This is a genomic window from Microbacterium sp. W4I20, assembly GCF_030816505.1.
GTDB lineage: Bacteria > Actinomycetota > Actinomycetes > Actinomycetales > Microbacteriaceae > Microbacterium.
Map to the genome: position 1 here is coordinate 1,475,993 of NZ_JAUSYB010000001.1, position 25,930 is coordinate 1,501,922.

Below are 25,930 nucleotides of genomic sequence, written 5' to 3' on the forward strand. Positions count from 1 at the left end.
GATCTCGTGGGACGAAGCCGCTCAGACCTCGAAGTCGACGGCGACGCGGGACTCGACGACGGAGCGGACGTACGCGACGACCTCTTCGTGCGCCGGGTGCACCTGGTACTCCTCGAGCGCGGCGAGGGAGGCGAAGTCGGCGACGAGTGTCACATCCCAGTTCGCGCCCGGATACGCCATGTTGGCGCCCGCCGAGATCGAGAGCAGCTGCGGGACGACCCCGTCGAGCGCATTCAGGCGACGAGCCACCTCGGCGGCCTGCGCTGCTCGGTCGGCCGCGTCCTCGGCGGCGAGCTTCCAGCTCACGACATGACGGATCATCGGACGGCCTCCTCGAGGGCGACGCGCAGCCGGTCGGGCGAGACCCGCCAGTGCGCATGGAGTTCGCCGTCGATGAGGATGACCGGGATCTTTTCCCACCACAGCTCGTACAGTGCGGGGTCGTCCTTGATGGACGCCTCGACGATCTCGATCTGCTCCGCGGCGGCGTCCGGAAGCTCCGCGACGACCGCGTCGATCACCTCGGAGGCGACGTCGCAGAGGTGGCAGTCGGGCTTCCCGATCAGCGTCAGCGTGGTCACGCCGACGGCACCTCCACCGCGCGCCCCTGGGCGATCCACTCGCCGGTGCCGCCCTCGACGTTCGTCGCGTCGTAGCCGCGCGCCTCGAGCGCCTCGACGACGCGCGCCGACCGTCCGCCGGCCTGGCAGATCACGTCGAACGATTCGGCCGGGAGTTCCTCGAGGCGATTGCCGATCTCGGACATCGGGATGTTGACCGCACCCGGGACGTGCCCGGCCGCGAACTCATCGGTCTCGCGCACGTCGATGAGCGGCGTGCCGGAGCGCTCGGCGAGTTCGGTGACGGTGATCGACTTCATGACATCCTCTCGACGGTGCAGAGACTGCGGGCAGAGACACGAAGCGCCCGTCCGAAGACAGGCGCTCGGTGTCTGGCCGCTTACTTCTTGTTGCGGCGCTGGTGGCGAGTCTTACGAAGCAGCTTGCGGTGCTTCTTCTTCGCCATGCGCTTGCGGCGCTTCTTGATGACAGAACCCACGGAAACCTCACTAAGTCAGCGGCTGGGCGTCGCGCAAAATCGGACACCCGGGTACGGGCACGGAAAAAAATGCCTCGGGTCAGTCTAGCAAACCCGCGCGACTGCTCGGTGCCGTGTCACTCCTCGACGTTCTCCGTCACCAGGAATCGCCAGACGAGCGCGTGACCGAGTGCGACCAGACCGATCAGCAGCAGCGCCTCCACCTGGATGCCGGTGAGCCCGAGCGGCGCGACGAGCTGCGGTGCGACGCCGATCACGGCGACTGCCCCGTAGATCAGGACGGCGCCGACCTGGATCCATCTGACCGCGGTCGAGGTGCCGCCGGTGCGGGCCTGAGCGACCAGTCGCACCATCGACACCGCGCCGACGATCGCGATCACGACGAACGACAGCCGCCACAGGATCGGGCTCTCGGTGCCGCCGACCTGGGCGAACAGGCCCATCAGCGCCGGGAGGAGGAACGAGAGGTAGATGCCGCCGATGGTGCGGCGCATGGCCGGGTTCGCGGTCCAGTCACGGCGCGCGCGGACGACGTTCCACCACAGGCCGGTGAGCGTGAAGCAGGTCGTGGAGAACAGAGCGTAGAACGTGCCGACATCCACGGAGTCCTCCTCGCGGCTAGCCGACGTCGGCGATGGGTCGCTGCAGGGCGTCGGCGACGGCCGACTCGGGCACGCGGTAGCTGCGGCCGAAGCGGATGGCCGGCAGTTCGCCGGCGTGGACGAGCCGGTACACGGTCATCTTCGACACGCGCATGAGCTCAGCGACCTCGGCCACCGTAAGGAACCGGACGTCAGGTACTTCGGGCATCCCACGTACCCCTTTCTCGATGAGCACACTCTATGGGGTAGCTGGGACGCGTGTAAACCCATGTGGCTGCTGTGATCAATGGGGCTCACCCCGGCGAGCGCAGACGGCTCGATCGCCCGGTTCCTCGTTCAGCCAGTTTTCTTTGCCTTCGCCAAACGCTCACGGGCTTCACGCAGCGTCTGGCGCTCGGCGCGGCGGGCCGCGCGCAGCGCCTTCTCGGCCTCCCTCACGGTCTTCTGCGCTTCGCGGAGGCGCCGGTCGCCGGCGAGCTCGACCGGGTCGAGGTCCGTCCATTCCGCGGCGTCGGCGTGCGGCGCCTGCCGGTCGAGACCGGCGATGTAGGCCGTCACGCCGTCGAGCACGCGATCGACCCCGAACCGGAACGGATCAGCCGCGGAGAGGAACACGTCCTCGTCGATCGCGCGGCGGAGGGCGGGAAACTCGTCAGTGGTGATCACGCGGTCGTAGAGCGTGGCCTCCCGCACGGCGACCTCGGCGGGCGTGAGTCCGGTGCCACGAGACTGCTCGGTGTAGCCCGCCTGCACGATCCCGCACCACCGCGCATCGCCGGTGACGGCCAGCGCGACGGCGATCCGCTCCTCCGCCGAGAGCGGCGTGCTCTCCAGGGCGGCGAGGGCGGCATCGAGCCAGGCCGAGCTGTTCGGAGTGATCGGGGAACCGGTGATCGGCAGCGACAGCATCCAGGGATGCCGCAGATAGAGCAGCACCTGCTCCTCGTAGAGCGCGATGAGGCGCTCGCGCCACCCCTCCGCCTCGAGGTGACTCTCCGGCGGGAGACCGGTCGCCTGCTCCTGCATCAGCAGCAGCAGGTCGTCCTTCGCGCTCACGTAGCGGTAGAGCGACATCGGCGTGAATCCGAGCTTGGCTGCCACGGCAGCCATCGACACGGCACCGATACCCTCGGCATCCGCCAGCTCGACGGCCGCGTCGACGATCTTCTCGACGCTCATCTCGCGTTTCGGTCCGCGCTGCGGATCAGCCGCCACGCCCCAGGCAAGCGCGATCCCTCGCGGCAACTCCGGCGGTTCGGTGTCAGTCATGCGCCCATCCTAGTTCTGTTTATTTGATAAACAGTGTGTTACCGTCATACGCAGTTGCGTTGCACGTACACAGTTTTCGGTATACACAGAAAGGTTCACTGATGGAGTCAGCCATCGAGGCCAGAGGCCTCCGCAAGTCCTTCCAGGGCAGGACCGTCGTCGACGACCTCGACTTCACCGTCGCCCGCGGCGAGGTCTTCGCCCTGCTCGGTCCCAACGGTTCGGGTAAGACCACGACGATCAACATCCTCACCACGCTGTCGACGGCGGATGCCGGCTCCGCGACGGTGGCGGGCTGGGACGTACTCGCGCAGCGCACCGAGGTACAGCGACGGATCAGCCTCACCGGCCAGTCCGCCGCGGTCGACGACGCCCTCACCGCCACCGAGAACGTGATCATGTTCGCTCGCCTCGCCGGGCTCGACCGCGCTGCAGCTCAGCGTCGAGCGATCGATCTGATCGCGCAGTTCGACCTGACCGACGCCGCCGCACGTCTGGTCCGAAAGCTCTCCGGCGGCATGCGCCGACGGCTCGACCTCGCACTCAGCTTCGTCGTGACGCCCGAGGTGCTGTTCCTCGACGAGCCGACGACCGGCCTCGACACCCGGAGTCGACGCGACCTCTGGGATATCATCCGCGCACTTGCGGGCGCCGGCACCACAGTCTTCCTCACCACGCAGTACCTGGAGGAGGCCGACCAGCTCGCCGATCGGATCGCCGTGCTCCACGACGGCAGGATCGCGGCCCTCGGCACTCCCGCCGAGCTGAAGTCCCGCATCGGGGGCGACACGGTCGAGATCCATGACGGAAACGGCGACCTCCGACGATCGATACCGACCGACGGGTCCGTCGCCGACCTCCGTCGCGCGCTGGATCTCCTCGACCGGGAGGGCGAGGACGGCGTCGTCTCGCTGCGCCGCCCCACGCTCGACGACGTGTTCCTCGCCGTCACTGCGGGCTCAGGCCCGTGGTCCGCCACCCCTCTGAAGGAGCTCGCATGAACATCTCCGCGATCGCGCCCCGCGCCGCGGCATCCGCCCCCGCTCTCCCCCGCCCTCGTCCGCGGCTGCGCGGCTTCACCGCCGAATCGGTGTTCGTCGTCCGAAGCCTGCGCCACTCCCTCCGCGACGGCGAATCGCTCCTGACGGCGATCATGCTGCCGGTGATGCTCATGCTCATGTTCACGTGGGTGTTCGGTGGCGCGATCGATCCTTCCGGCGCCTATGTCGACTACGTGGTGCCCGGTATCATCCTCACCTGCGCCGGTTTCGGGGCATCGTCGACCGCGGTGTACGTCGCCAACGACATGCGCACCGGCATCATCGACCGGTTCCGCACCATGCCCCTCCGGGCGGGCGCGGTGCTGACGGGACACGTGGTCGCCAGCGTGCTGCGGAACCTCCTGGCGACGGCGATCGTGATCGGCGTCGGCATCCTGGTGGGGTTCCGGCCGAGCGCCTCGCTGCTCGAATGGATCGCGATGGCCGGGGTGATCGCGCTGTACATCCTCGCCATCACCTACCTGTTCGCCACCATCGGTCTCGCGGCCGGCAGCCCCGAAGGAGCCAATGGCTACGGCTTCGTCCTGCTGTTCCTGCCGTACCTCTCCAGTGCTTTCGTGCCGGTCGCGAGCATGCCGGCGTGGTTGCAGCCCGTCGCCGCGAACCAGCCCATCACGCCGATCGTCGAGACGATCCGCGGACTGCTGACGGATGCTCCGCTGCAGGGTGAGCCCTGGTGGGCCATCGGCTGGTGCCTCGCGATCCTCCTGATCGCGGTGGCCTGGGGAGCGTGGTTGTTCCGTCGCAAGTCGGCTCGCCGCTGACACCGGGCGCCATCCGCTCCGGAACGAGTCTCAGCCAAGACATAGGCATCCCCCGCTTCGCGTTCAGTCTGGAATGCCAATATTCCGGATAGGACTTGTGCCGGCACCGCCGAGTCCACGCGAGCTGGGGCTCGCGGATCGCCCCTGATGACAAGCCCCTGTCGTCAGGGGCGAGGCATGTCCGGACGCCGCCAGGCCACCGGGATGTCGCGCATCACCAGCGCGCTGTCGATGACGGCCGCACCGCGCGGAAGCCCTTCGAAGAACGACGACGACACGTCGTTCACTCGCGCGGCCTCCACGGCCCATCTCGTCGACACGAGCTCCAAGCCCTCGACGCCCCGAGCGCCGCGACGCGGTGACCAGCCGACCGCCCCCACACGATAGAAGTCGGATGCGTCATCGACGGAGGCGAACAGCGAACTGTCCCAGCCGTCGGTCAGCTCCACGTCGGCGGCGACTCGAGCGTCCGGGGCGCTCATCCGCACGCGGAAGCGCCCGCCGCCCTCGTCGACGTCGAACCGGGCCCGTCGATGCACACCCGGGAAGAAGCGTCCGCCGCCGACGACGGGAACGAGTTCCGAACTGTGCCGCTCCGTGATGTAGACGCCGGCGCGGGTGACGTCGCCCTCGTCCCACTCGACGGCGAACCTGTGCGCGGCGTTCTCCGTGGACAGGCCGATTCGCGGCCGTACCCACCCCGGCCGCAGCTCGGTCAGGGCGATCATGCACACACCGGCCACGGCGCTGCCATCGACGAGCTGCGGCCGGAACGGGGCAGGCACCACCTCTCGCGCCACGCGCGCGTCGACCCGATAGGTGAGCAGGAGGCGGCGACGGATGCGACCGCGGATGGAGGTCAGTCCGGACGCGCGCAGCCCCGGCGCGCTGCGTTCGACCGTCGGAGGGGAATCGCTCGAGGTTGTGCTCATACCCCGACCATAGCTGATTAGCTAAATGGCTACAAGCCTAAACGCCCCTGCTTGTCGGCGGAGTTCAACCGCCGAAGCGCTTGAACGCATTGGCGACGACGTGCTTCGCGGAAGCCGCAGCCCGACCGACGACCTCGGCGGCATGGACCGCGCCGTCGTTCAGCGGGACGGACGGGTAGGCGATGTCCGGAGCATCGTCGCCGTACGCGTCGACCAGGAACGGGACCAGCCAGTCGTCCACGTCCTCGAGCGGCTTGACCGAGAGGCTGTAGAAGCGGCGCTGGCCGTCTTCGCGCACCGAGACCAGCTCGGCGTCGCGCAGGACCTTGAGGTGCTTCGACACCGTGGGCTGACTGATGCCCAGGTCGGCGACGATGTGACTCACGCTGGTGCCCGCCTCGCCTTCGGCCGTGCGTCGCAGCAGGAGCTGGAGGATGTCGCGCCTCGTACCGTCTGCGATCACGTCGAAGATGTCCGTCATGTGATCAGGGTAGTGGTCCCCGGCACGGAGTACCATGACGAAGGCTCGGCGAAAGGCGCCGTGCGACCGCGGTGAGCGGCAGGGGCACGACGAAGGGGGACGCGATGTCGGGCATCGCTTCGGCGTCGTCCCCACGCGAACGCCTGGAAGGCATCGCCGGCTGGGTCAAGCACATCGTCACCTCCTCACCCTCCCGCTTCGCGATCGTGATCTTCGCGATGCTGATCCTGGTCTTCACCGTTCTGCTGTCGCTGCCGATCTCCTCGGCGAGCGGAACCGTCACGCCGCTGAACGACGCCCTCTTCACGGCCGTGTCGACGATCTGCGTCACCGGCCTCGCCACCGTCGACATGGCGAACTACTGGTCGCCGTTCGGCCACGTCATCGTCTTCCTGGGCGTCAACATCGGCGCGCTCGGCGTGCTCACCCTCGCCTCCCTGATGGGGATGCTCATCTCGCGGCGGCTCGGCCTGCGCGCGAAGCTGATGGCCGCCGGCGACACCAACCCGCTGCGCGCCCACGGCGGCGTCGTGAACGAGAGCCAGACGGTGCGGCTGGGCGAGGTCGGCCAGCTGCTCACCACCGTCGCGGTGTCGGCGCTGATCATCGAGGCGTCGCTGGCCGCCCTGCTCTACCCGGCCCTGGTGATGGCGAAGGTCGACCCCATCGCCGCGCTGTGGGAAGCGCCGTACTTCGCCGCGATGGCCTTCACCAACACCGGCTTCGCCCCGAACGACGGCGGCGTCGCGGTCTTCGCCGACGACTACATCGTGCTCACGCTGCTCATGATCGGCGTGTTCCTCGGAAGCATCGGCTTCCCGGTGATCTACACGCTCGCCAAGCACGTCTGGCACGTGAAGAAGTGGTCGCTGCACACCAAGCTCACCCTCGTCACCACGGTGCTGCTCTTCGTGCTCGGCGCCGTCGTCTTCCTCGTGCTGGAATACGCCAACCCGAAGACATTCGGGTCAATGGATGCCGCGGACACGACGTTCCAAGCGTTCTTCCTGTCGGCGATGACCAGATCCGGCGGATTCAACGTCATCGAGATGGACGACCTCAACGGCTCGTCTCTGCTCGCCGCCAGCATGCTGATGTTCGTCGGCGGCGGCTCGGCATCGACCGCCGGAGGCATCAAGGTGACCACGCTGGCCGTGCTGGCGATCGCCGTCTGGTCGGAGGCCAAGGGACGCCAGTCCGTCGAGGTGTTCGGCCGCCGCATCCCCAGCGACGTGCAGCGCGTCGCACTCAGCGTCGTCGCCTGGGGTGCCACGATCGTGGCGCTGTCGACGATCATCATCGCGCAGATCACCAAGGACGACATCAGTCATGTGCTGTTCGACGTCATCTCGGCGTTCGGCACCGTCGGCCTGTCGACCGGCCTCACAGCAGAGCTGCCGGATTCCGCCTCGTACGTCATGGCCGCGACCATCTTCATGGGCCGCGTTGGTACAGTGACTCTCGCCGCGGCAGTCGCCGCGACATCGCGATCGCAGTATTACTCGCTGCCCGTGGAAAGGCCGATCGTTGGTTGAAGTCCTCCGGGGCGACGCTCCCGTCCTCGTCATCGGTCTCGGTCGCTTCGGTGCCGCGTGCGCCGGGGAGCTCGACCGCCTCGACCGCGAGGTGCTCGCGATCGACGACAACCTCGAGCTCGTGCAGAAGTGGTCCGACCGCGTCACGCACACCGTGCAGGCGGATGCGAAGAACATCGACGCGCTGCGGCAGATCGGTGCCGGTGACTTCCAGGTCGCCGTCGTCGCCGTCGGCTCCTCGATCGAGGCATCCGTGCTGATCACCGCCAACCTCGTCGACCTCAAGGTGCCGCAGATCTGGGCGAAAGCCGTCTCGCAGTCGCACGGCAAGATCCTCGCCCGCGTCGGCGCGAACCACGTCATCTACCCCGAGCGGGAAGCCGGCGAGCGCGTCGCGCACCTCGTGAGCGGACGGATGCTGGACTTCATCCGCTTCGACGACGACTTCGTGCTGGCCAAGATGTACCCGCCGAAGTTCATCCGCGGCGTCGGGCTGAACGAGTCGGGCGTGCGCTCGAAGTACAAGGTCACCGTCGTGGGCGTGAAGAGCCCCGGCAAGCCGTTCCGCTATGCGGAGGCGGCGACGATCGTCACGAACCACGACCTCATCATCGTGTCGGGCACCAACAGCGACATCGAGCGTTTCGCCGCTCTCGACCGCTGAGCAGGCTTCCGGTCCTGGGCGCCGCTCAGGCGTCGATGTCGAGGGTGATCCGGACGACGTCGTCGACGCCGACGCCCTCGCGGTCCTGCAGGATCTTCTTGATCGGCACGATGTAGCCGCCGTCCTTCGGCCAGAGCGCGGTCGTCACCGTGGTCTCACCGATCGTGACGGATGCCGGGATCATCCCCCACCCGTAGGTGACCACCGAGGAGACCTCGTGGATCATCTCGCTCTCCGTTGGCGGAACGGTGACGAAGTGGAACGGCGCGGGCCCGCGCCAGTACCAGATCTCGCCTTCGAGGTGCAGCCGCATCGGTCAGCCTCCGGCGGCGAGTTCCTTGGAGCGGGCGAGGGCGGCTGCCGCGCCATCGGCGAAGATGCGATCGAGGTGCGCGTCCTGCAGCACCGCGATCGCGCGCTCGGTCGTGCCCTTCGGGCTCGTGACTCGACGACGGAGCTCGGCCGGGTCCTCGCCCGACGCCTCGAGCAGAGCGGTCGCGCCGATGAAGGTCTGCTCAGCCATGAGGCGCGCATCGGCCTCGCCGAAACCCAAGCCGACCGCGGCCTTCGTGAACTCTTCGACGAGCAGGTACACGTAGGCGGGTCCGGAGCCCGAGATCGTGCCGAGCGCATCGATCTGCGACTCCGGGACCTCGATGACCACGCCGACGGTCTCGAAGAGGCGACGCACGAGCGCCACGTCCTCCTCGCTGGCACCGGGGCCGGCAGCGAGACCGGTGACGCCCTTGCGCACAGTCGACGGCGTGTTCGGCATCGAGCGGATGACGTGCGCGTCGGCGCCGAGCACGTCGGCGAACGTCTGCAGTGTGACGCCGGCCGCCAGGCTGACGACGATCGTGCCGTCGGCGAGATGCGGGCGGATCTCGTGGAGGAGGTCGGGCACCATCGCGGGCTTGACCCCGACGAGCACGATCCGCGCCCCGGAGACGGCGTCGGCGTTGCCGTTCGGGTGCTCCGACAGCGCGATGCTGGTCACGCCGTCGAGGTCGGCGAGGGCGTCGGCCTTCTCCGCTGATCGGTTCGTCGCGGTGATCCCTCCCCCGACGTGGATGCCGGATGCGAGCACTCCGCGGAGGATGGCACCGCCCATGGAACCGGCACCGAGGAAAGCGAGGGAAGGAAGCGAATCGGCCATGTCGTCATCCTACGGCGGGCGCTCCGGCATCCGTCGGCACGCAGTTCTAGACTCGTGACATGAGTGCATCCGGAGGCAACAAGGCCATCGTCGCGGCGTTCCTGGCGAACCTCGGCATCGCGATCGCGAAGTTCATCGCGTGGGCGCTCTCGGGCTCCGCGTCGATGTTGGCCGAGGCCATCCACTCGGTCGCCGACTCCGGCAACCAGCTGCTGCTCATGCTCGGCGGACGCAAGGCCCGGCGCGAGGCCGACCGGTCCCACCCCTTCGGCTACGGACGCGAGCGTTACGTGTACGCGTTCGTCGTCTCGATCATCCTGTTCTCCGTCGGCGGTCTGTTCGCGATCTACGAGGGAATCGAGAAGCTGACCAACCCGCATGAGCTCGACAAGACCTGGTGGTGGCTGCCGCTGGTCGTGCTGGTCATCGCGATCGGACTGGAGTCGTTCTCGCTGCGAACGGCCGTGCGCGAGAGCAACGTCGTGCGCGAGAAGGGGCAGTCGTGGGTGTCGTTCGTGCGACGGTCGAAGGCTCCGGAGCTGCCCGTCGTGCTGCTGGAAGACGTCGGCGCTCTGACCGGACTCACGTTCGCGCTGCTCGGCGTCGGTCTCACCCTCATCACCGGCAACCCGGTCTTCGACGCTCTCGGCACCGTGATGATCGGTGTGCTGCTCGTGCTGATCGCGATCGTGCTGGGCATCGAGACGAAGAGCCTGCTGGTCGGCGAGGGCGCGACGCAGGCGGACCACGACCGCATCGTCGACGCGATCAACGCGGGTGACGAGATCGAGAAGATCATCCACATGAAGACGCTCTACCTGGGCCCCGACGAGCTGATGGTGGCCGCGAAGATCGCGCTCAGGGCCGACAAGCCGCTGCGCGAGGCCGCCGACGACATCGACGCGATCGAAGCGCGGATCCGCGAGGCCGTGCCCGTGGCACGAGTGGTCTACATCGAACCCGACGTGTACCGCCCCGCGATCGACCCGGAGCCGTCGACCGACGTCTTCGTACTGAAGTCGTCGGACTGAGGTGCTTAAGGGTCAGCGGCGCGGCTCGAAGAACTCGCGGAGCAGTGCGGTGGCGGCATCCGCCTCGATCCCGCCCACGACCTCTGCGCGGTAGGGCAGCCGGCGGTCTCGCAGCACGTCGTACATGGATCCCGCCGCTCCCGCCTTCTCATCCCACGCGCCGAAGACCACGCGGCTGATCCGTGCCTGCAGGATCGCGCCTGCGCACATGATGCACGGCTCCAGCGTCACGACGAGCGTGTGGCCCTGGAGATTCCACGAGCCGGCGGATGCCGCTGCTGCCCGCAATGCGTCGATCTCGGCGTGCCCGGTGGGGTCGTGCGTCGTCTCACGATGGTTGCGGCCTTCGGCGACGATCCGGCCGTCGGCATCGAGGACCACGGCGCCGACCGGGATCTCGGACGCGGCCCCCGCTTCGGCCGCCAGCGTCAGCGCGCGCTGCATGGCGAGTTCGTCGGCAGCGGTCATGCGTCGAGCCTACGACAGCACCGCGGGGCGCCCGGCGAGGACGATGTCGTGAGAGGACGTGCTGCGCATTAGCCTGTAGGCATGCGTGTTCACGTCGCCGACCACCCTCTCATCACCCACAAGCTCTCGGTGCTGCGCGACTTGCGCACCCCATCGCCGGTCTTCCGCCAGCTCACCGAGGAACTCGTGACGCTGCTCGCCTACGAGGCGACCCGCAATGTGAAGGTCAGCCCGATCGAGATCACCACTCCGGTGACGAAGACGATGGGGGTGAAGATCTCCGAGCCTCGCCCGATCGTGGTGCCGATCCTCCGCGCCGGCCTGGGCATGCTCGAGGGTCTCGTCAAGCTGCTGCCGACCGCAGAGGTCGGTTTCCTCGGCATGGTCCGCGATGAGACGACCTTCGAGCCGACGACGTACGCCGAGCGCCTTCCCGATGACCTCAGCGACCGCCAGTGCTTCGCGATCGACCCGATGCTCGCCACGGGCGGATCGCTCGCTGCTGCCATCCAGTTTCTGTTCGACCGCGGAGCCAAGGACGTGACCGCGATCTGCCTGCTCGGTACTCCGGAGGGTGTCGCGGCGATCGAGGCGATGGCGGGCGACCGCGACGTCACGCTGGTGCTCGGAGCGCTCGATGAGCGACTCAACGAGAAGGGCTACATCGTGCCCGGACTCGGTGACGCGGGCGATCGGCTCTACGGCACCGTCTGACCGCCGCGCTGTCTCGGAGCGAACGCCTCGGAGCGAACGCCTCGTCACCCGAGCTGCAGGCGGTAGGCGCGCTCATCGCCGAAGTGCCGGAATCCGCTGCGGCGCAGGATCGGCGCGGATGTGGACACCCGCCCTTTCACGAGTGCTGTCGTCGCGCCGAGCTCGGCGCTGAGGCGCAGCCTCTCGGCGAGGACCGCGCGGTAGGCGCCGCGACCTCGCGCCGCCGCCAGCGTGCCCGCGCCCCAGAGACGCGCGAATCCGTCGACGATCGTGCAGCCGCCGACGCTCACCGCTCTGCCGTCGAGACGGGCGAGAACGCGCACGTGCTCCCCCGCAGCGAGTCCCGCTGAGACCTCTTCGTGTTCGACGCGGAGTCCTTCGTCGTCGAGCGCCACCTGTTCCCAGACCGGCACGTTGATCGCGTCGACCTCGCGCACCTGGTCAAGCGTCCGCACGACTTCCGCGGTCGCGGCGGAGGGCACGTCGACCGCGAGTTCGTCGATCGCTCGGGCGAACACCGCGACCGTGTCGATGTGTTCGGCGCCGCGACGCTGCATCTGCGCCTCGAGGTCGGGGGCATCGGAGGGGTTCGTCCAGAAAGTGAGCCGGTCCTCGCCCCATCCGCGGGTGCGTTCGATCGCGTGATCGACCACGGTCGCGGCATCCGCCGTCGAGCTCACCTGGGAGGCGCGCACCCCGCCACCGAGCTGGGAGGGATATCGCACCAGCAGCAGGTGCTCGTTCGTCTGCTCGCTGCCGCGCGGGAACCACGCCCAGGCGGCAGCCGCTCGAAGGATGTCGTCTGTCGTGTGCGTGGTCACTGCGCGGCCCCCACGAGCCGGGCGAACGCGCTGAGCCGGGCGACGCCCTCGGGTGTGTACGGAAGATCGTCGAGCAGCGCCGGCGAATGGATCAGGTAGGCGACGGCCTGGGCACGGGAGATGGCCACGTTGAGGCGGTTCTGCAGCAGCAGGAACTCCGGTCCACGCGGGGCGTCGCGCCCGCTGGATGCGGCGAGCGAGGTGATCGAGACGACGGCCTCCTTGCCCTGGAAATTGTCGACGGTGCCGACCGGGACGTCAGGGAAGCCGCCATCGGCCAGGGCATCGAGGACCAGTTGGCGCTGCGCGTTGTACGGCGTGACGACGATGATGTCGGACTGCACGAGCGGCCGGGTCGACGCATCGGGGTCGTTGTCGGTGAAGGTCCGCCCGACGAGATCGCGGACCAGACGCACCACCTCGGCCGCTTCTTCGGGCGACTGGGTCGCATTGCCACGGTGCCGGAGGGGCAGCACGTGCAGCCCGGGTTCGATGCCCTCGATCGATCGCCGTTCGGTGCCGGGGGCTGAGGCGAGTTGCCCCGCGTAGGCCAGCTTCGACACCGGGGCTGCGACGAGCGGGTGCATACGCCAGGACCTCGCGAGAAAGTACCCGTATTCGGGGCGGACGACCGGGTCGCCGTCCATGACCCACCCGAGCGCCGACGTGTCGACCGGTTCGGGATGGGCGCCCTGGCTGACCTGCGGCAGCTGCTGGGGGTCGCCGAGCAGAAGCAGCCGCTTCGCGCCCGCCGCGACGGCGATCGTCGAGGCGAGCGAGAACTGCCCTGCCTCGTCGATCACGAGCAGGTCGAGGCCGCCCCGGTCGACGCGCTGGACGTTGCTGAAGTCCCACGCCGTGCCGCCGACCACGACGCCCTCGTCGGCGTGCTCGGCGAGGAACGAAGCCATGCCGCTCTTCGGGATCGCCGTGTAGGGGATATCCGCCTCGCTGTCCTTCGGCGCTTTCCCGACCTGCGAGGGCGAGACCCCGTCGGCGACGACTCGGCCGAGCAGCGTCTCGATGATGGCGTGCGACTGCGCGACCACGCCCACCTTGAAGCCGTGTTCGTTCACGAGACGGGCGATCGCCTGCGAGCCGGTGTAGGTCTTGCCCGTCCCCGGCGGGCCCTGCACGGCCAGGTAGCTGCGATCGAGGTCGAGGACGCCGCGCACGATCGCCTCGATGACGTCGTCGCCCGCCGCCGGAATCGATGCTCCCGACGTGGTGCGCGGGGGGATACGCCGAAGGATGTCGGTGGCGGGGTCTGCCGGGAAGTCAGGAGCGGCCGCATGCACGGCATCCGCCCACTCGTCGATGGCACCCTGCAGAGACACGACGCGGGGAGGTGCGGCCGGTGTGAGCGCCACGGGAAGCTCATCCCAGGTCTGCCCCTGCACCGCCGATTCGGTCACGAGGTAGCCGTCGTCGAGCACCTCGGTCACCGTGACCGTATGCGGGACGTGCACCGCCCGCGACGGGACCTCGGTGTCGAACGGAGCGGGCACCTCATAGAGCGCGAACGGCTGCGAGCCGACACCGAGCGTGGTGCCCGGCGATACCTCGCCCCGGATCTCGATGTCGCGCGACATCACCCGACGCCCCTCACCGATGCTCCACTCCCGGCCGACGGTCGACGACGTGCGGTCGATGCGCACGACATCGCGCGTGCCGTCCCACATGGTCACGGGCTCGCGCAGCCGCTGGAAGTGCGACACCCAGAAGCTCTTCGCCTCGCGGGGGAAGTAGTCGATGGCGGCCGCGGCCAACCGGTGCACCTGCCCGTCCCCACCTGTCTCGGCGGCGCGCTCCGCGTCGGCGAGCAGAGCCACCGAACGAGGCGACGGCTCGTAGATGACCTCGTCGATCTCGTCGGGCGGGGCCGGCGTCACGCCCCGCTGACGGGCGATGTCGATCAGCCAGTTGCGCAGTCGACGGGTGGAGACGCAGTCGTAGCGGTTGTAGTCGGCGAGGTCCACCAGCACGGCATCGGCCTCGGCCTGCTCCCCCGCAGCAGCCAGCTCTCGCGCGGCGACGTACTGGACGATCGAGTCATCGCCCTTCTGCACATCGCTCGTACGCACATCGTCGCCCATGTAGAGCGGCTCGAGCTTCTTGATCGAGTAGGAGCGCGAGCCGACCCGTACCGTCCGCAGCACCAGCGGGTAGAGGTCGACGAAGACCCCCTCGCGCAGCAGCCGATCGATCTCGCCCTCGCGCACGCCGTGCCGCGCCGCCATCGCCACCAGATGCGAGGTCTCGTACGGGGCGTAGTGGTAGATGTGCATGCCGGGGTGCGCGGCCCGTCGCACCTTCACGAAGTCGAGGAAGTCCTCCAGCGCCCGACGCTCGTCGGCGAAGGTATGCGCCCACAGGGCCGAGTACTGATCGGTGTTGTCGACCCAGCCGAACAGGTAGTCGATGCCCCAGTGCGCCTCGCCGTCGGCGGCGGGTTCGGTGTACAGCGGATCGCCCTCGAAGTCGAAGAAGATGTCGCCGTGGCTGGGGACCGGAAGCGTATGAATGGCGGGCGCGTAGTGGACGTCGTAGGTGGGCGTTCCCTCTGCATCGGCCCTGACCTGCAGTCGCGCCTGGGCACGCAGCGTCTCGAAGGTGTCGACGTTCATGCCGACGGGCGGCTCGGCCGCCGTCGTCAGCGCATCGATCGTCTCGATCCCGGCTGCCCGCAATCGAGCGCGCTGCACGGGACGCATCCGGGCGATCATCAGCAGATCGCGGTGGTCGAGGACCTGCTCCTCGCACGTGGCGCATCGACCGCACGCGACGATCTGGAGGTCGCCGCGATCGTCGCCCCACGCGAGGGCAGTGCCGGTCGCGCCATCGGCGATCCGCCGGTCGGCGATGAGGGCGCGCAGCCGAGCCCGACGCACCTGGAAGAGCGGGAGCAGGTCGTCGACGGCGTGCGTGCTGAGCGAGCTGTCGCCGAGGATCAGGTCGACCTCGTCGGAGCGCGGGATGCCGAGCCGGTCGAGCTGATCGACATATGCCGCCAGCTGCATGAGGGCGGTGACCCGCGCCTTGCGCGCCAGTTTGGAGTCCTGCACGCGCCAGCGACCATCCACGTCCTTGCGCAGGAAGTCGGCGAATCCGACGAACTCGTCGGTCGCGAAGGCGGCCTGGAAGACCACGAGAGCGTCGGACCTGAGCGCCTCGACCGTCTCATCGGTCGCCGCCCGGAGGGCCTCAGCGTCCACCGACGAGACCTTCTCGATCCGATGCACGTTCTCGTCGCCGAGTTCTTCCACGTACCGGGCGAGCACGTTGCGCTCGTGCACATCGCCGAGTAGCGCCGCGCGCTTCAGCGTGGCGTCTTCGGGCTCTTCGACGGCGGGGACACGACCCAGCTTCGCGTCGATCGCCCGACACCAGGCGAATTCGCACTCGGCGGCCGCCTTGAGATCGCTGGCGCTCCAGATGACGCGCTGTGCCTCGGTGTCGATCCGCACGATGCTCCCGTTCTGTCGGATGCTTCGACACTATCCGCGGCATCCGACACGGCACGAACCGCGCAGGCTTCTCTACGTCAGCGCCACCAGGTGTCGTCGGGGGTCACCGGCAGGTGCCGCTTGTGCTGCGTGGCGAGGTACTTGGCCTCGATCCGCCCCGCGACTTCCGGGTCGACGTGGCGCCCCTCGAGGAAGTCGTCGATCTGCTCGTAGGTGAGGCCGAGCTCGTCCTCGTCGGCGCGTCCGGGCTGGCCGTCGAGGAGGTCGGCGGTCGGCACCTTGAACGCGAGCCGGTCGGGAGCATCCAGGAACCGCAGCAGGGATCGACCCTGGCGCTTGGACAGACCGGACAGCGGGAGGATGTCGGCTGCTCCATCGCCGAACTTCGTGTAGAAGCCGGTCACGGCCTCGGCTGCATGATCGGTGCCGATCACCAGGAGCCCGTCGTGGCCGGCCAGCGCATACTGTGTGACCATCCGCACGCGGGCCTTGATGTTCCCGCGGTTGAAATCGCTGATATCGCTGGTGACGGCGAACTCGATGTCCTCCTCGACCCCGTCGACGCCGTTCTGGATGTTCACCTCGACCGAGGCATCCGGTGCGATGAACTCCAGCGCCGCCTCTGCATCCGCGGCGTCGGCCTGCACGCGGTACGGCAGGCGCACCGCGAGGAACTTCGCCTCGCCGCCCTCGGCGCGCACCCGCTCGACCGCGAGTTGCGCGAGGCGCCCGGCGAGGGTCGAGTCCTGCCCGCCGGAGATGCCGAGGACGAAGCCTCTCGCTCCGGTGGTGCGCAGGTAGTCGACGAGGAAGCGGACGCGCCGCTCCACCTCGGCTTCGGGGTCGATCTCGGGCTTGACTCCGAGGTCTTCGGAGATCTGCTGCTGCAGGGTCATGGAGGTCCTCCGGTCTTCTCCCCATCAGTATGCTCCCCCAGTGTTACATCGGAATGACGTGCCGGGCGCGGAGCGGGACGTGCGGCCGGCGGGCGATGGGACAATGGAGGAGTGAGACTCCTCGTCGCCGCGATGGCATCCGAACTCGAAGCGTTCCCCGACGACCTGCACGGTTTCGATCAGCTCGTCACCGGCGAGGGCAAGATGCAGGCGACCCACGCGCTGACCCGCGCGCTCGCGGCGAAGGAGTACGAGGAGGTCGTCGTGGTCGGCACAGCCGGGGGGATCGACCCCGCGCTCGAAGCCGTGGTGCACGAGATCGGAAGCGCGCTGCAGCACGACGTCTTCGATCTCGACGGCGTGGCCGGGCAGCACGTGTCGTTGCCCGCACGCGTGTCGACGGGTCGCGACGGCGTGCTGATCGCAACGGGCGACAGCTTCGTCGGCGATGCGGGCATCACCGCGGTCATCCGTCCCTCTGGCGCGGGCCTGGTCGACATGGAGACCTACGCGTACATCTGGGTCGCGCAGCAGTTCGGGGTGCCTGTCCGCGCGTTCCGCGCCATCTCCGACCGCGCCGAAGCGGGAGCGCTGGTCGATTTCCGGGCCGCGATCGCGCGGTGCAGTGTGATGCTGCGTGAGAAGATCCGCGAGCAGTACGGCGTCTGACCGTCAGCGTGTCTCGATGATGCTCGGCCCGTTCGGCGTGGCCCGCACCGTGAGCTGAGCGGGGATCTGCTCCTGCATGGCCTCGACGTGGCTGATCACGCCGACCGTTCGTCCGCCCTGCCGCAGTTCGTCGAGCGTCCGCATCGCGACATCGAGGGTGTCGCCGTCGAGGGAACCGAAACCCTCATCGATGAAGAGCGTGTCGAGGCGGATGCCGCCGGCCCGGGCCGTGACCACCTCAGCGAGACCGAGCGCGAGGGCGAGCGAGGTGAGGAACGTCTCGCCACCGGAGAGCGACTGCGGCGGGCGAGCCTGCCCGGTGAAGGCGTCTGAGACCACGATGCCGAGCCCGGATGCTGCGCCCCGGGCAGCCAGCGCGTCGGAGTGCTGCAGCTGGTAGCGGCCGGTGGACATGTCGTACAGCCGTCGATTGGCCGCCTCGACGATCTCCTCCAGCTCTGCCGCGAGCACGAATGTCTCCAGCGTCATCTTGCGGGTGTTGGCTCCGCGGCCGGCGATCGTGTCGGCGAGGTTCTGCAACACCTCGAACTCCGCGGCGTCCTCTCCGGTGCGCGCGTGCTCGGCGGCCGCAGATCGAAGGAGATCGTCGAGACGCTCCGCCGTACCGGATGCACGGCTCGCCTCGTCGACAGCGCGCGTCCATGCGGCACGGGCGGAGGCGGCGGCATCTTCGGCCGGAGTCAGATCGATCGGCTCCTCCGGCAGAGTGCGCAGCTCGAGGTCGAACAGGATCGACCTCTCCTTCTCGCGCTGCACCGCATGCTGGGAGATGCGCAGCTCGAGGGCCTCCTGGATCGCGGCAGTCCGGAGTGCGCGTTCGGCGGCCGAGACGTCGGCGAAGCTGGATGCCGCGAGCGCCGACTCCTGCTCCTCCTGCGCCTCGGCGAGAGCGCGGGACCTGCGTGCCCGCTCGGCGGTCGCGGCGGCCAAGGCCCGAGCGGCAGCGACCTTCGCCGACGCGTCGGCCTGGCGCTCGGCGACGGTGGCGAATGGTCCTCGGGCTTCGGCGATCAGCGCGCGGGCCTCGGCGATCCGCTGGTCGAGCACGACGAGCTGCTCGCGGGCCGCGGCGAGGGTCGCTGCGGCATCCGCGCGTTCCCGCTCGAGCCGCTCGCCGCGGCCGACGATCTCCTGCAGCTGCGCCTCCACCGACTTCACCCGGTCTGCGGCGGCGAGGCTCTGCGTGTGCAGGTCGGCGGCGGCGGCTCGTTCTGTCTCCGTCTGCTCGACGCTGCGCCCGTCGGCTCTGGAGTCTGCAGCGGCGAGCTCGGCCCGTAGCGCCGACGCGGTGGCGGCGGCGGTGTGCTCCTCGCCGGCCGCGCGGTCGCGGGCGGCCTCGGCGGCGGCGAGGTCGTCGGCCGAGACGGGGTCGGCGTGGGTGGCCGGTGCCGGATGCTCGTGGGCTCCGCACACCGGACACGGCTGGTCGTCGACGAGACCGGAGGCGAGTTCTCCCGCCATGCCGTCGAAGCGGCGCTGCCGCAGTGTCGCCAGAGTGGTCTGCGCCGCGGCATGGACCGCCGTCGTGGCGGCAAGGTGCTGCTCGGCGAGCTGCTGCTCCGCGCGCAGTCGTTGGGCATCGTGGGCGGCGGCGGCGCGTGCATCGGCGTTGTCGCGAGCGGCGCGGAGATCCGTCTCGCGGTCGGCGAGGCGCCGCGCGACGTCGCGCTCGGCCGTCAGCGCATCGGTCTGTTCGGGCAGCGCGGCACGATCGGCCGCTCCCGCCTCCACGCGTGCGGCGGCCGTCTGAACGGCCGCTTCCGCTGCGCGCAGCTCGGACGCGAGCACCGGTTCCTGCTGTTCGAGCTCGCGCGCACGGTCCCACGCGCCGCTCTCCCTGGTGCGCTCGACGGCCCAGGCCTCGAGGTCGTCCACGCTCGTGACCTCGAACAGCGCCCACGCGGCACGGGCGGTCTCCTCCGACTCGTTCGCCGCCTCGAGAGCCGTCCTCGCCCGGGCGACGGCGGCGATGACGGTGCGCAACCCTTCGGCAGACCGGGCGTCGGCGAGCTCGGCACGAGCCGCCGCGACCGTGGGCTCCTCGTCGTCGAGGCGCGCGAGCGCCACGCGGGCCCGGTCGCGTTCGGCCTGATCACGCCGCTCTTCCCGCCGTAGCGCGAGCAGCGCGTCGGCATCGGTCGAGTGCTTCTCCGCCTCGGCGCGCTCGGATGCGCGACGCTCCGCACGGTAGTCGGCGCGTGCCTTCGCCCGTGTCAGCTCCTCGAGGCGCTGCGTGGTCGTCGCCGCGGCACCCGGCACGGTCGGTACGTCTCCGCGGTCGCCGGGTGCGGCGTCCATCGATCCGACCGCGTCGGCGGAGTCACCCCAGAGCTCGGCGCTCGTGACGAGCCGCTCGGCTTCCTCGACTCGGGCGGCGACGGTCGCGAGCCGGGCGCCCAGGGCGTGTTCGGCCGCCCTGCGCCGCTCGTCGAACCGCGCCTGCACATCTTCGAACCGCTGGGTGCCGAACAGCCGGCGCAGCAGCGTCTGGCGATCCTTGCTGCCGGCGAGCAGGAACTCGGAGAACCGGTTCTGGGCGAGCAGGATGACCTGCAGGAACTGCTCCCTGCTCAGCTGCAGGATCTCATCGAGCTCGTTCGCCACGTCGACCGCGCGCGCCGCGCGGCCGATCCAGCCGGCATCCGTCCACTCGTCGAGCGCGACACCCTGGGCCTGCTTGGTCATGCCGCCGCCGCGCTTGGCCGGACGCATGTACTCCGGCGAACGCGTCACCCGGAATCGACCGGCCGAGGCGCTGAACTCGACGACAACCTCCGAGATGTCGTCCGGCTCGCAGTGGTCGCTGCGCAGCCGCTTCTCGCCGCCGTCGTACCGCGGCACGCCGCCGTAGAGACCGAAGCAGACGGCGTCGAGGATGCTGGACTTGCCCGCGCCTGTGCGACCGGCGATCAGGAAGATGCCGTCGTCGGCGAACGCGTCGAAGTCGACCGTCTGGCGCGACCGGAACGGGCCGAACCCCTCGACCTCCAGGCGGTGGAGACGCATCTAGACGAGCGCTTCCGCGCGCACCCGATCGTCGAGCACCGCGCGGATCAGCTCGGTCTCGGTCTCGGTCGCCCCGCGGCCCGCCCGCACGTGCTCGAGGAAGGCCTCGATGCGCTCGGTGTCTGTGACCGCGGCGCGCAGTCGCTGCGAGTACGACCGCTCCCGCTCTTCCGGCGCGGCGACCGGCTGGTGCTGGACCATCGCGCAGAACGGGAAGCTCTCGCGCAGCCGCCGCATCGGCTCGGGCTGTGGTGTCGCATCGGTGTAGATCGCGCACACCCAGTCTTCGGCGTGGGCGGCGATGTTGGCCGCGGCGAGGATCTCGTCGAGCGGACCGGTGAGGGTGACCAGCCGACGCGGCACCGGGAGCTCGAGCCATTCGACCGATGCGAGCCCCTGAGCGTCGAGCTCGACCAGCCACGATCCGCGAGGTTTATGCTGCTCGCCGAAGCTGTAGTGCAGCGGCGCTCCGGCGTACCGCACACCATCGCTGAGCTGCTGCCGCCCGTGGATGTGGCCGAGCGCCACGTAGTCGGGGCCGTCGAACACATCCAGCGGCACGACGTCGAGGCCGCCCTGCCGTACTTCTCGCTCGAGCCCCACCGTCGCGTCGACACCCTGGGCGAAGCAGTGCGCGATGGCGACGGAGCGCCCGGGGTTCGCGCTCATACCGGCGCGGACGAGGTCCATGGCGTGCGCCATCGTCTGCGCCTGAGTGCGCAGCTGCCGACCCTCGGAGTCGCCCTCCGGCCAGTGCTGCCGCACGATCGCCGGCTCGAGGTACGGGATCCCGAAGAACTGCACCGGACCGTGCTCATCGCTGAGAGTGACCGGCACCCCGACCGCGAGCGGATCGGTCAGGACGTGGATGCCCTCACGCAGAAGCCGGGCCTGGAAGCCGAGCCGAGCCGCCGAGTCATGGTTGCCGCTCGTCACGATGACGCGCGCCCCGGTCTCATGCAGCGCCACGAGCGCATCGCCGAGCAGTGTGTAGGCCGGGCCCGACGGCGTCGCCGAGTCGAACACGTCTCCCGCCACGATCACGACGTCGACGGAATTCTGTCGCACCTGCTCGGTGAGCGCTCCGAGCACCTCGGACAGCGCGTCCATGGTCGAGTGACCGTGGAACGTGCGACCGATGTGCCAGTCGGAGGTGTGCAGGATTCGCATACTCACACGCTACGAACCACCTCCGACATTCCGTCTCAGGCGTGCCGCAGACGGGAGGAGTAGAGCGGAAGGTCCCCTGACCCACCCTCGTCGCGACGATCGGCACGCGGTGATGCAGGGTGCGTTGTGCCCTGTCACCTGTGCGGCGTGCGGGGCTGCGCGATGCGATCCGGGCTGCCCTCCGCCCTCCAGGTGTGCCGGGAATTGCCCCTCCCGGCGGGGGTTGTGCCCGCTTCGTCGTGACTACCGACTTCCGCTCTACTCCTCCAGCTCGTTCGTCCAGTTCGCCTGCTGGATCCGGTTGTCGAGTTCGCGCAGCTCCTGCGCGACCGTGTCGGCCCTGGTGCGCAGCTCTGCGACCGGAAGGGCGGAGATCTTCCGAAGCTCCGATCTCATCTGGCGCTGGAAGTGATCGTTCGATCCGGATGCCGCGGCCGCGGCATCCGTCAGCAGGGAGTGCTGCAGCCGCAGCACGTCCCGCGTGGCGAGGGCATCGGTCATGGTGCCGTCGGCGCCGAGATCGAGCCGCGAGTTCGTGGCATTGATGCGGCGGATCAGGTCCCGCAGTTGCGCCAGCGCCGCATCCGCTTCGACGAGGAGAGCGGCGGCGTCCTCGGCCGGCTCCTCCCCCTCCTGGAAGCGCGCGTTCGACGTGACGCGGGCGCGCAGCTGCTCGATCCGGCGCTGCAGATCTGCCCGTGCGGTGAGGGCTTCGGCGAGTCTCATGCCTTCATCCTTCCAAATCCGACGCGTAACAGAGCGAAACACTCAGCGAGGTCATCGCGAACGCAGCAGCGAGGCGTGCTCCGGGTTCGCCGCGAACCACTCGGCGACGTACCAGCAGACCGCGTCGACCTTGCGATCCCCGCGCGCCTCGATGTCGGCGACGGCCCCCTCGACGACCTTTCCCGCGTAGCCGTGGCCCCGGAAAGTCGGGACTGTGAAGGCCCTCGTCAGCGCGACCGTGTGTCCGTCGTCTCGATAGTCGAGCACGCTCACGAGCCGTCCGTCACGGGTGAGCGTGTAGCGGGATTCATCCTTCTCATCGGTCAGGATGAACCCGCCGACAGTGCTCGAGATCGTCATTCGAGCAACGTTACGCCCGCTTCTGCGCAGAGGGTGCGTTTTGACACGAGGCGACACGATCGGACATAATCCCCCCATGACCACCAACGCAAGCCCTTTGTCCGCCCAGGAGGCGAACAGGACTGCCGGGATGATGATGCCCGGTCGCGTTGGCATGTGTTGCCGAATGTGTCGCTGAACGAACAGCCACCCCGCCTGACTCGAACTTCTCGCCATCTGCGAGGCCAGAGTCACCGAGCATCCACCCTTGCTCGCTTCCCGGCTCCGCCGGTCATTCACGCAACGCATCAGAGCCTCTCTCCGGCTCACGTCCTGAGGACCACATCATCATGTCGAACATCGCACTTCTCGAGCGTCCCGCCGCCACCGCCCAGGCCCGCACCGTCCGCCCGCAGGCCGACGCCGACGCCCCGCTGACCGCCGTGGCCGCCGACCTCCCCGCCGTCCGCTCCCCCCGCGGCTTCGCCCTCTACGTCGGACTCGACGAGATCAAGGCCGCCGAGGCCGGCGTCAGCCTTCCGCTTCTCGTCGACGCGCTGCGCCGCACGCTCGCCGAACTCGCCCCGGGCGCCGAGACCCACGCGACCGTCGCCCTCGCCCCGCACGGATCCGGTGGCCGCGACCTCGACGTCGTCCGCCTCGCACTGCAGGAGCCTGGCGCCATCGCCCGCACCAAGGCCGCCGCCGAGGAGGACACCGTCGAGGAGGAGACCGGAGTCACGGTCGACATCTCCCGCAAGCGCGTGCTCATCGACGGCGAGTCCGCCGCGTTCACCTACAAGGAGTTCGAACTCCTCCAGTACCTCGTGCTCCGTGAGGGCCGCACGATCGAGCGCTCCGAGCTGGTCTCGGCGCTGTGGCAGGCGCAGGACGACGAGACCCCCGGCGAGCGCACCATCGACGTGCACGTGCGCCGTCTGCGTGCCAAGCTCGGCCGGTACGAGGACATCGTCCGCACGGTCCGCGGCATCGGCTACCGCTTCGACCGGCACGCCGACGTCGTCATCCGCTACGGTCACGGCACGCCCTCGCCCGACCGCTTCTGATCCTCCGCGGCGCCGCCACCGGTGAACAACTCCGCAAGGATTTCACCGGACGGCCGATCGACCGCCGAAATCGACCGGATCGCGGTGTTCTGGAGGAGTTGTTCACGCCGAATCTGTCCGCCGGAGGCAGTGTCAGTCGTGCCGCGTAGGGTGGTCGCATGACTCTGACAGCGGATGCCGCAGCGGCCGACGCCGCCTCGGACACCCCGTTGGAGACGGAGTACCGCCCTCCGCACGAACTCGACCTGATCCGCACCATCGGCATGCTGCGCCGCGGCGGCACGGACCCGACGACCATCATCGACGGCCCGGTGATCTGGCGCGCTGTCCGCACCCCCCTCGGCCCCGCCACGCTCGCGCTGAGGTCGGCCGGCGGACGGGTCACGGCCACGGCGTGGGGGCCCGGCGCGGCGCTCGCGCTCGACCGGGTGCCCGACCTGTGCGGCGCGCGCGACGACCCCGCCGACTTCGACGCGTCGCGGCATCCGCTCATCGCCGAGGTCGCCCGCCGCAATCCCGGGCTGCGCCTCACCCGCACCGACGAGGTGTTCGACGCCCTCGCCTGCGCGATCCTCGAGCAGAAGGTCACCAGCATGCAGGCCTTCGGCGCCTGGCGATTCCTGGTGTCGCGGTACGGCGAGCGCTCCCCCGGCCCGACCCCGCGCCCGATGTTCGCGGCTCCCGCGGCCTCGGTCTGGCGGACGATCCCCTCGTGGTCGTACCACCGTGCCGCCGTCGAGCCGCCACAGTCGAAGACCATCGTGCGATCGGCCGAGCGTGGCGACCGCATCGAGCGTGCGGTCCTCGCCGCAGCCGACGGTGCGCACCGCGAACGGATCCTGACGAGCCTGCCCGGAGTGGGCCCGTGGACCTCGGCCGAGACCCGCATCCGCGCCCTCGGCGACCCAGACGCGGTGAGCGTCGGCGACTATCACCTGGCCCATGAGGTCGGCTTCGTGCTGACCGGCACACGCACCGACGACGACGGCATGCTCGAACTCCTCGCCCCCTGGGCCGGGCAGCGTCAGCGCGTCATCCGAATGATCTTCGCCAGCGGCATACGGGAGCCGCGACGCGGTCCGCGCCTGGCGCCCGAGAACCACCGCGACCGCTGACGCGTCCCCCTAGGCTGAGAGCATGTCCCGCACCATGCTCCGCGTTTCCGTCACGGCCGGTCTGCTGATCCTCGGCGTCGTCATCGGACTGATCTTCCAGAACATCTGGCTGGGTCTGCTGCTGGCCGCGATCGTGTGGCTCGGCTGGTTCCTCGGCTACGAATCGCGCCGCGGCAACAACGCGGGCGTCAACGACGAGGACCACGGCATCGAGCTCTGAGCCGCACCGCTCGGCGCTGATCTTGCGATCCCGCCGGAGGCCGGGCGAGACTGGGGGCATGGCTCTCCTCGATCACCTGGGCATCACCGTCGCCGACCTCGAGCGGGGACGTGCGCAGTTCCATCCGGTCCTCACGGCGCTCGGCTATCAGAGCGGCGGTGAGGACGACCACTCGATCTCGTGGAACAACGGCGACGAGACCGAGATGATCCTCTACGTGTGGGACGAGGAGTCCGACCCGCACCGGCACGGCCGCGTCGGATGGCAGCATCTCGCGTGGGCGGTGGAGTCCCGCGATGAGGTGGACCGCCTCCATGCGATCGCTCTGGAGGCCGGCTGGACGGCCGTGCGCGAGCCGAAGGAGTACCCGCGCTACTCCGACCGCTACTACGCCTCGTTCGTCGAGGACGACGACGGCATCCGCATCGAGTTCATGTACAACCCGCCGGGCGATCCGGCTTGACTCCCGGGCGTGTCGCGCTCTAGTCTCGGAAAGCTGTGCCGACCGGCGCAGCACGCCAGCCGAGGAGACGACCGGATGACCGCCCTGCGGAATCAGCCCTTCGCCGCGGTCGACGCGCTTCAGCAGAAGCACGACGACCGCAACGAGTCGTACCCTCCGGCGCGCGCCGTGTGACAGCATCCGCTCTCGCAAGCCCCGCACCGTCAGGTCCGGG

At 69.3% G+C, this 25,930-nt stretch carries 30 protein-coding genes; 11 read left to right on the forward strand and 19 right to left on the reverse strand.

All coding sequences use genetic code 11. The features are described from left to right. Positions 1-21 precede the first annotated feature (21 nt). From QFZ21_RS07170 to QFZ21_RS07200, 7 genes are all read right to left on the reverse strand, one after another. Positions 22-321 carry a Dabb family protein gene (locus QFZ21_RS07170; protein ID WP_307376010.1) on the reverse strand — a complete coding sequence of 100 codons (300 nt, stop codon included), beginning with the start codon at positions 319-321 and terminating at the stop codon, positions 22-24. Further along, complete coding sequence (locus tag QFZ21_RS07175) at positions 318-581, reverse strand: glutaredoxin family protein (protein WP_307376014.1); 264 nt, start codon at positions 579-581, stop codon at positions 318-320. The genes QFZ21_RS07170 and QFZ21_RS07175 overlap by 4 nt, the downstream gene beginning before the upstream one ends. Next, entirely contained in the window at positions 578-880 is a 303-nt protein-coding gene (locus QFZ21_RS07180; protein WP_307376016.1) for a rhodanese-like domain-containing protein, read from the reverse strand. The genes QFZ21_RS07175 and QFZ21_RS07180 overlap by 4 nt, the downstream gene beginning before the upstream one ends. Before the next feature lie 80 nt (positions 881-960). Beyond that, on the reverse strand, positions 961-1,059 hold the full coding sequence (locus QFZ21_RS07185) for a 30S ribosomal protein bS22 (RefSeq protein ID WP_003792170.1): 99 nt from the start codon (positions 1,057-1,059) through the stop codon (positions 961-963). 116 nt (positions 1,060-1,175) lie between these two features. After that, positions 1,176-1,661: a hypothetical protein gene (locus QFZ21_RS07190; protein ID WP_307376019.1), complete on the reverse strand. Its 486-nt coding sequence runs from the start codon at positions 1,659-1,661 to the stop codon at positions 1,176-1,178. A gap of 16 nt (positions 1,662-1,677) precedes the next feature. After that, positions 1,678-1,869, reverse strand: coding sequence for a helix-turn-helix domain-containing protein (locus tag QFZ21_RS07195; RefSeq protein ID WP_046013605.1), 192 nt, complete (start codon positions 1,867-1,869; stop codon positions 1,678-1,680). Between the two features lie 128 nt (positions 1,870-1,997). Beyond that, on the reverse strand, positions 1,998-2,930 hold the full coding sequence (locus QFZ21_RS07200; RefSeq protein ID WP_307376022.1) for a TetR/AcrR family transcriptional regulator: 933 nt from the start codon (positions 2,928-2,930) through the stop codon (positions 1,998-2,000). A 101-nt stretch (positions 2,931-3,031) separates the two neighbouring features. Between QFZ21_RS07200 and QFZ21_RS07205 the strand changes: the two genes are divergently transcribed. Beyond that, positions 3,032-3,931: an ATP-binding cassette domain-containing protein gene (locus QFZ21_RS07205; RefSeq protein ID WP_307376025.1), complete on the forward strand. Its 900-nt coding sequence runs from the start codon at positions 3,032-3,034 to the stop codon at positions 3,929-3,931. Then, the gene (locus QFZ21_RS07210) at positions 3,928-4,755 is read left to right on the forward strand and encodes an ABC transporter permease (RefSeq protein WP_307376027.1); all 828 of its coding nucleotides are present in this window, start codon (positions 3,928-3,930) and stop codon (positions 4,753-4,755) included. The genes QFZ21_RS07205 and QFZ21_RS07210 overlap by 4 nt, the downstream gene beginning before the upstream one ends. Positions 4,756-4,919: 164 nt before the next feature. Here QFZ21_RS07210 and QFZ21_RS07215 read toward each other — a convergent pair whose 3' ends face one another. Next, positions 4,920-5,687, reverse strand: a complete 768-nt coding sequence (locus tag QFZ21_RS07215; RefSeq protein ID WP_307376030.1) for a DUF2071 domain-containing protein — start codon at positions 5,685-5,687, stop codon at positions 4,920-4,922. Between the two features lie 64 nt (positions 5,688-5,751). Further along, positions 5,752-6,168: a helix-turn-helix transcriptional regulator gene (locus QFZ21_RS07220; protein WP_307376033.1), complete on the reverse strand. Its 417-nt coding sequence runs from the start codon at positions 6,166-6,168 to the stop codon at positions 5,752-5,754. A 104-nt stretch (positions 6,169-6,272) separates the two neighbouring features. Here QFZ21_RS07220 and QFZ21_RS07225 point away from each other — a divergent pair, with 104 nt between their 5' ends. Next, a complete protein-coding gene (locus QFZ21_RS07225; RefSeq protein ID WP_307376036.1) occupies positions 6,273-7,703 on the forward strand; it encodes a TrkH family potassium uptake protein in 1,431 nt (476 codons plus the stop codon). Further along, entirely contained in the window at positions 7,696-8,367 is a 672-nt protein-coding gene (locus QFZ21_RS07230; RefSeq protein ID WP_046013607.1) for a TrkA family potassium uptake protein, read from the forward strand. Before QFZ21_RS07225 ends, QFZ21_RS07230 begins: the two co-directional genes overlap by 8 nt. 25 nt (positions 8,368-8,392) lie before the next feature. Here the strand turns inward: QFZ21_RS07230 and QFZ21_RS07235 are convergent, their stop codons facing one another. Both QFZ21_RS07235 and proC read right to left on the reverse strand, forming a co-directional pair. Further along, positions 8,393-8,680, reverse strand: coding sequence for a DUF1905 domain-containing protein (locus tag QFZ21_RS07235; RefSeq protein WP_307376040.1), 288 nt, complete (start codon positions 8,678-8,680; stop codon positions 8,393-8,395). Between the two features lie 3 nt (positions 8,681-8,683). Next, positions 8,684-9,523, reverse strand: a complete 840-nt coding sequence (gene proC / locus QFZ21_RS07240) for a pyrroline-5-carboxylate reductase (RefSeq protein WP_307376043.1) — start codon at positions 9,521-9,523, stop codon at positions 8,684-8,686. Positions 9,524-9,582: 59 nt separating this feature from the next. Between proC and QFZ21_RS07245 the strand changes: the two genes are divergently transcribed. Then, positions 9,583-10,554, forward strand: a complete 972-nt coding sequence (locus tag QFZ21_RS07245) for a cation diffusion facilitator family transporter (RefSeq protein ID WP_307376045.1) — start codon at positions 9,583-9,585, stop codon at positions 10,552-10,554. Between the two features lie 12 nt (positions 10,555-10,566). Here the strand turns inward: QFZ21_RS07245 and tadA are convergent, their stop codons facing one another. Beyond that, positions 10,567-11,022, reverse strand: a complete 456-nt coding sequence (gene tadA, locus QFZ21_RS07250) for a tRNA adenosine(34) deaminase TadA (RefSeq protein ID WP_307376048.1) — start codon at positions 11,020-11,022, stop codon at positions 10,567-10,569. 81 nt (positions 11,023-11,103) lie between these two features. Here tadA and upp point away from each other — a divergent pair, with 81 nt between their 5' ends. Further along, positions 11,104-11,736, forward strand: a complete 633-nt coding sequence (upp, locus tag QFZ21_RS07255; protein ID WP_307376051.1) for a uracil phosphoribosyltransferase — start codon at positions 11,104-11,106, stop codon at positions 11,734-11,736. A gap of 44 nt (positions 11,737-11,780) precedes the next feature. On the opposite strand, the gene QFZ21_RS07260 is transcribed toward upp, so the two are convergent. The 3 genes from QFZ21_RS07260 to nadE form a co-directional block, all read right to left on the reverse strand. Continuing rightward, the gene (locus tag QFZ21_RS07260) at positions 11,781-12,557 is read right to left on the reverse strand and encodes a hypothetical protein (protein WP_307376054.1); all 777 of its coding nucleotides are present in this window, start codon (positions 12,555-12,557) and stop codon (positions 11,781-11,783) included. Then, positions 12,554-16,024, reverse strand: coding sequence for a bifunctional RecB family nuclease/DEAD/DEAH box helicase (locus QFZ21_RS07265; protein WP_307376058.1), 3,471 nt, complete (start codon positions 16,022-16,024; stop codon positions 12,554-12,556). The genes QFZ21_RS07260 and QFZ21_RS07265 overlap by 4 nt, the downstream gene beginning before the upstream one ends. Positions 16,025-16,101: 77 nt before the next feature. Further along, entirely contained in the window at positions 16,102-16,920 is an 819-nt protein-coding gene (nadE, locus tag QFZ21_RS07270; protein ID WP_307376060.1) for an ammonia-dependent NAD(+) synthetase, read from the reverse strand. Between the two features lie 111 nt (positions 16,921-17,031). Here nadE and QFZ21_RS07275 point away from each other — a divergent pair, with 111 nt between their 5' ends. Next, positions 17,032-17,589 (forward strand): nucleoside phosphorylase, encoded by a 558-nt coding sequence (locus tag QFZ21_RS07275; protein ID WP_307376062.1) that lies wholly within the window; start codon positions 17,032-17,034, stop codon positions 17,587-17,589. A gap of 3 nt (positions 17,590-17,592) precedes the next feature. Here QFZ21_RS07275 and QFZ21_RS07280 read toward each other — a convergent pair whose 3' ends face one another. The 4 genes from QFZ21_RS07280 to QFZ21_RS07295 form a co-directional block, all read right to left on the reverse strand. Continuing rightward, on the reverse strand, positions 17,593-20,616 hold the full coding sequence (locus tag QFZ21_RS07280) for an SMC family ATPase (protein WP_307376064.1): 3,024 nt from the start codon (positions 20,614-20,616) through the stop codon (positions 17,593-17,595). Continuing rightward, on the reverse strand, positions 20,617-21,786 hold the full coding sequence (locus QFZ21_RS07285) for an exonuclease SbcCD subunit D (RefSeq protein ID WP_307376067.1): 1,170 nt from the start codon (positions 21,784-21,786) through the stop codon (positions 20,617-20,619). A gap of 258 nt (positions 21,787-22,044) precedes the next feature. Continuing rightward, positions 22,045-22,512, reverse strand: coding sequence for a DIP1984 family protein (locus QFZ21_RS07290; protein WP_307376070.1), 468 nt, complete (start codon positions 22,510-22,512; stop codon positions 22,045-22,047). Between the two features lie 51 nt (positions 22,513-22,563). Next, complete coding sequence (locus QFZ21_RS07295; RefSeq protein ID WP_307376072.1) at positions 22,564-22,872, reverse strand: GNAT family N-acetyltransferase; 309 nt, start codon at positions 22,870-22,872, stop codon at positions 22,564-22,566. A 329-nt stretch (positions 22,873-23,201) separates the two neighbouring features. Here QFZ21_RS07295 and QFZ21_RS07300 point away from each other — a divergent pair, with 329 nt between their 5' ends. The 4 genes from QFZ21_RS07300 to QFZ21_RS07315 all read left to right on the forward strand — a co-directional run bounded on the left by QFZ21_RS07300 (position 23,202) and on the right by QFZ21_RS07315 (position 25,716). After that, complete coding sequence (locus QFZ21_RS07300; RefSeq protein WP_307376074.1) at positions 23,202-23,918, forward strand: winged helix-turn-helix domain-containing protein; 717 nt, start codon at positions 23,202-23,204, stop codon at positions 23,916-23,918. 158 nt (positions 23,919-24,076) lie between these two features. Then, positions 24,077-25,033, forward strand: a complete 957-nt coding sequence (locus tag QFZ21_RS07305; RefSeq protein ID WP_307376076.1) for a DNA-3-methyladenine glycosylase — start codon at positions 24,077-24,079, stop codon at positions 25,031-25,033. Positions 25,034-25,055: 22 nt separating this feature from the next. Continuing rightward, positions 25,056-25,253, forward strand: coding sequence for a hypothetical protein (locus QFZ21_RS07310; protein ID WP_307376078.1), 198 nt, complete (start codon positions 25,056-25,058; stop codon positions 25,251-25,253). A gap of 58 nt (positions 25,254-25,311) precedes the next feature. Then, on the forward strand, positions 25,312-25,716 hold the full coding sequence (locus QFZ21_RS07315; protein WP_307376080.1) for a VOC family protein: 405 nt from the start codon (positions 25,312-25,314) through the stop codon (positions 25,714-25,716). The last annotated feature ends 214 nt before the right edge of the window (positions 25,717-25,930 follow it).

Bases quoted from the DNA above. Each gene is read 5' to 3' on its own strand.
- QFZ21_RS07215 (WP_307376030.1), bottom strand. From the start codon at position 5,687: ATGAGCACAACCTCGAGCGATTCCCCTCCGACGGTCGAACGCAGCGCG.
- QFZ21_RS07170 (WP_307376010.1), bottom strand. From the start codon at position 321: ATGATCCGTCATGTCGTGAGCTGGAAGCTCGCCGCCGAGGACGCGGCC.
- QFZ21_RS07245 (WP_307376045.1), top strand. From the start codon at position 9,583: ATGAGTGCATCCGGAGGCAACAAGGCCATCGTCGCGGCGTTCCTGGCG.
- QFZ21_RS07315 (WP_307376080.1), top strand. From the start codon at position 25,312: ATGGCTCTCCTCGATCACCTGGGCATCACCGTCGCCGACCTCGAGCGG.
- upp (WP_307376051.1), top strand. From the start codon at position 11,104: ATGCGTGTTCACGTCGCCGACCACCCTCTCATCACCCACAAGCTCTCG.
- QFZ21_RS07290 (WP_307376070.1), bottom strand. From the start codon at position 22,512: ATGAGACTCGCCGAAGCCCTCACCGCACGGGCAGATCTGCAGCGCCGG.
- tadA (WP_307376048.1), bottom strand. From the start codon at position 11,022: ATGACCGCTGCCGACGAACTCGCCATGCAGCGCGCGCTGACGCTGGCG.
- QFZ21_RS07235 (WP_307376040.1), bottom strand. From the start codon at position 8,680: ATGCGGCTGCACCTCGAAGGCGAGATCTGGTACTGGCGCGGGCCCGCG.
- QFZ21_RS07205 (WP_307376025.1), top strand. From the start codon at position 3,032: ATGGAGTCAGCCATCGAGGCCAGAGGCCTCCGCAAGTCCTTCCAGGGC.
- QFZ21_RS07300 (WP_307376074.1), top strand. From the start codon at position 23,202: ATGTCGAACATCGCACTTCTCGAGCGTCCCGCCGCCACCGCCCAGGCC.
- QFZ21_RS07180 (WP_307376016.1), bottom strand. From the start codon at position 880: ATGAAGTCGATCACCGTCACCGAACTCGCCGAGCGCTCCGGCACGCCG.
- QFZ21_RS07310 (WP_307376078.1), top strand. From the start codon at position 25,056: ATGTCCCGCACCATGCTCCGCGTTTCCGTCACGGCCGGTCTGCTGATC.
- QFZ21_RS07305 (WP_307376076.1), top strand. From the start codon at position 24,077: ATGACTCTGACAGCGGATGCCGCAGCGGCCGACGCCGCCTCGGACACC.
- QFZ21_RS07200 (WP_307376022.1), bottom strand. From the start codon at position 2,930: ATGACTGACACCGAACCGCCGGAGTTGCCGCGAGGGATCGCGCTTGCC.
- proC (WP_307376043.1), bottom strand. From the start codon at position 9,523: ATGGCCGATTCGCTTCCTTCCCTCGCTTTCCTCGGTGCCGGTTCCATG.
- QFZ21_RS07195 (WP_046013605.1), bottom strand. From the start codon at position 1,869: ATGCCCGAAGTACCTGACGTCCGGTTCCTTACGGTGGCCGAGGTCGCT.
- nadE (WP_307376060.1), bottom strand. From the start codon at position 16,920: ATGACCCTGCAGCAGCAGATCTCCGAAGACCTCGGAGTCAAGCCCGAG.
- QFZ21_RS07295 (WP_307376072.1), bottom strand. From the start codon at position 22,872: ATGACGATCTCGAGCACTGTCGGCGGGTTCATCCTGACCGATGAGAAG.
- QFZ21_RS07210 (WP_307376027.1), top strand. From the start codon at position 3,928: ATGAACATCTCCGCGATCGCGCCCCGCGCCGCGGCATCCGCCCCCGCT.
- QFZ21_RS07285 (WP_307376067.1), bottom strand. From the start codon at position 21,786: ATGCGAATCCTGCACACCTCCGACTGGCACATCGGTCGCACGTTCCAC.
- QFZ21_RS07220 (WP_307376033.1), bottom strand. From the start codon at position 6,168: ATGACGGACATCTTCGACGTGATCGCAGACGGTACGAGGCGCGACATC.
- QFZ21_RS07225 (WP_307376036.1), top strand. From the start codon at position 6,273: ATGTCGGGCATCGCTTCGGCGTCGTCCCCACGCGAACGCCTGGAAGGC.
- QFZ21_RS07280 (WP_307376064.1), bottom strand. From the start codon at position 20,616: ATGCGTCTCCACCGCCTGGAGGTCGAGGGGTTCGGCCCGTTCCGGTCG.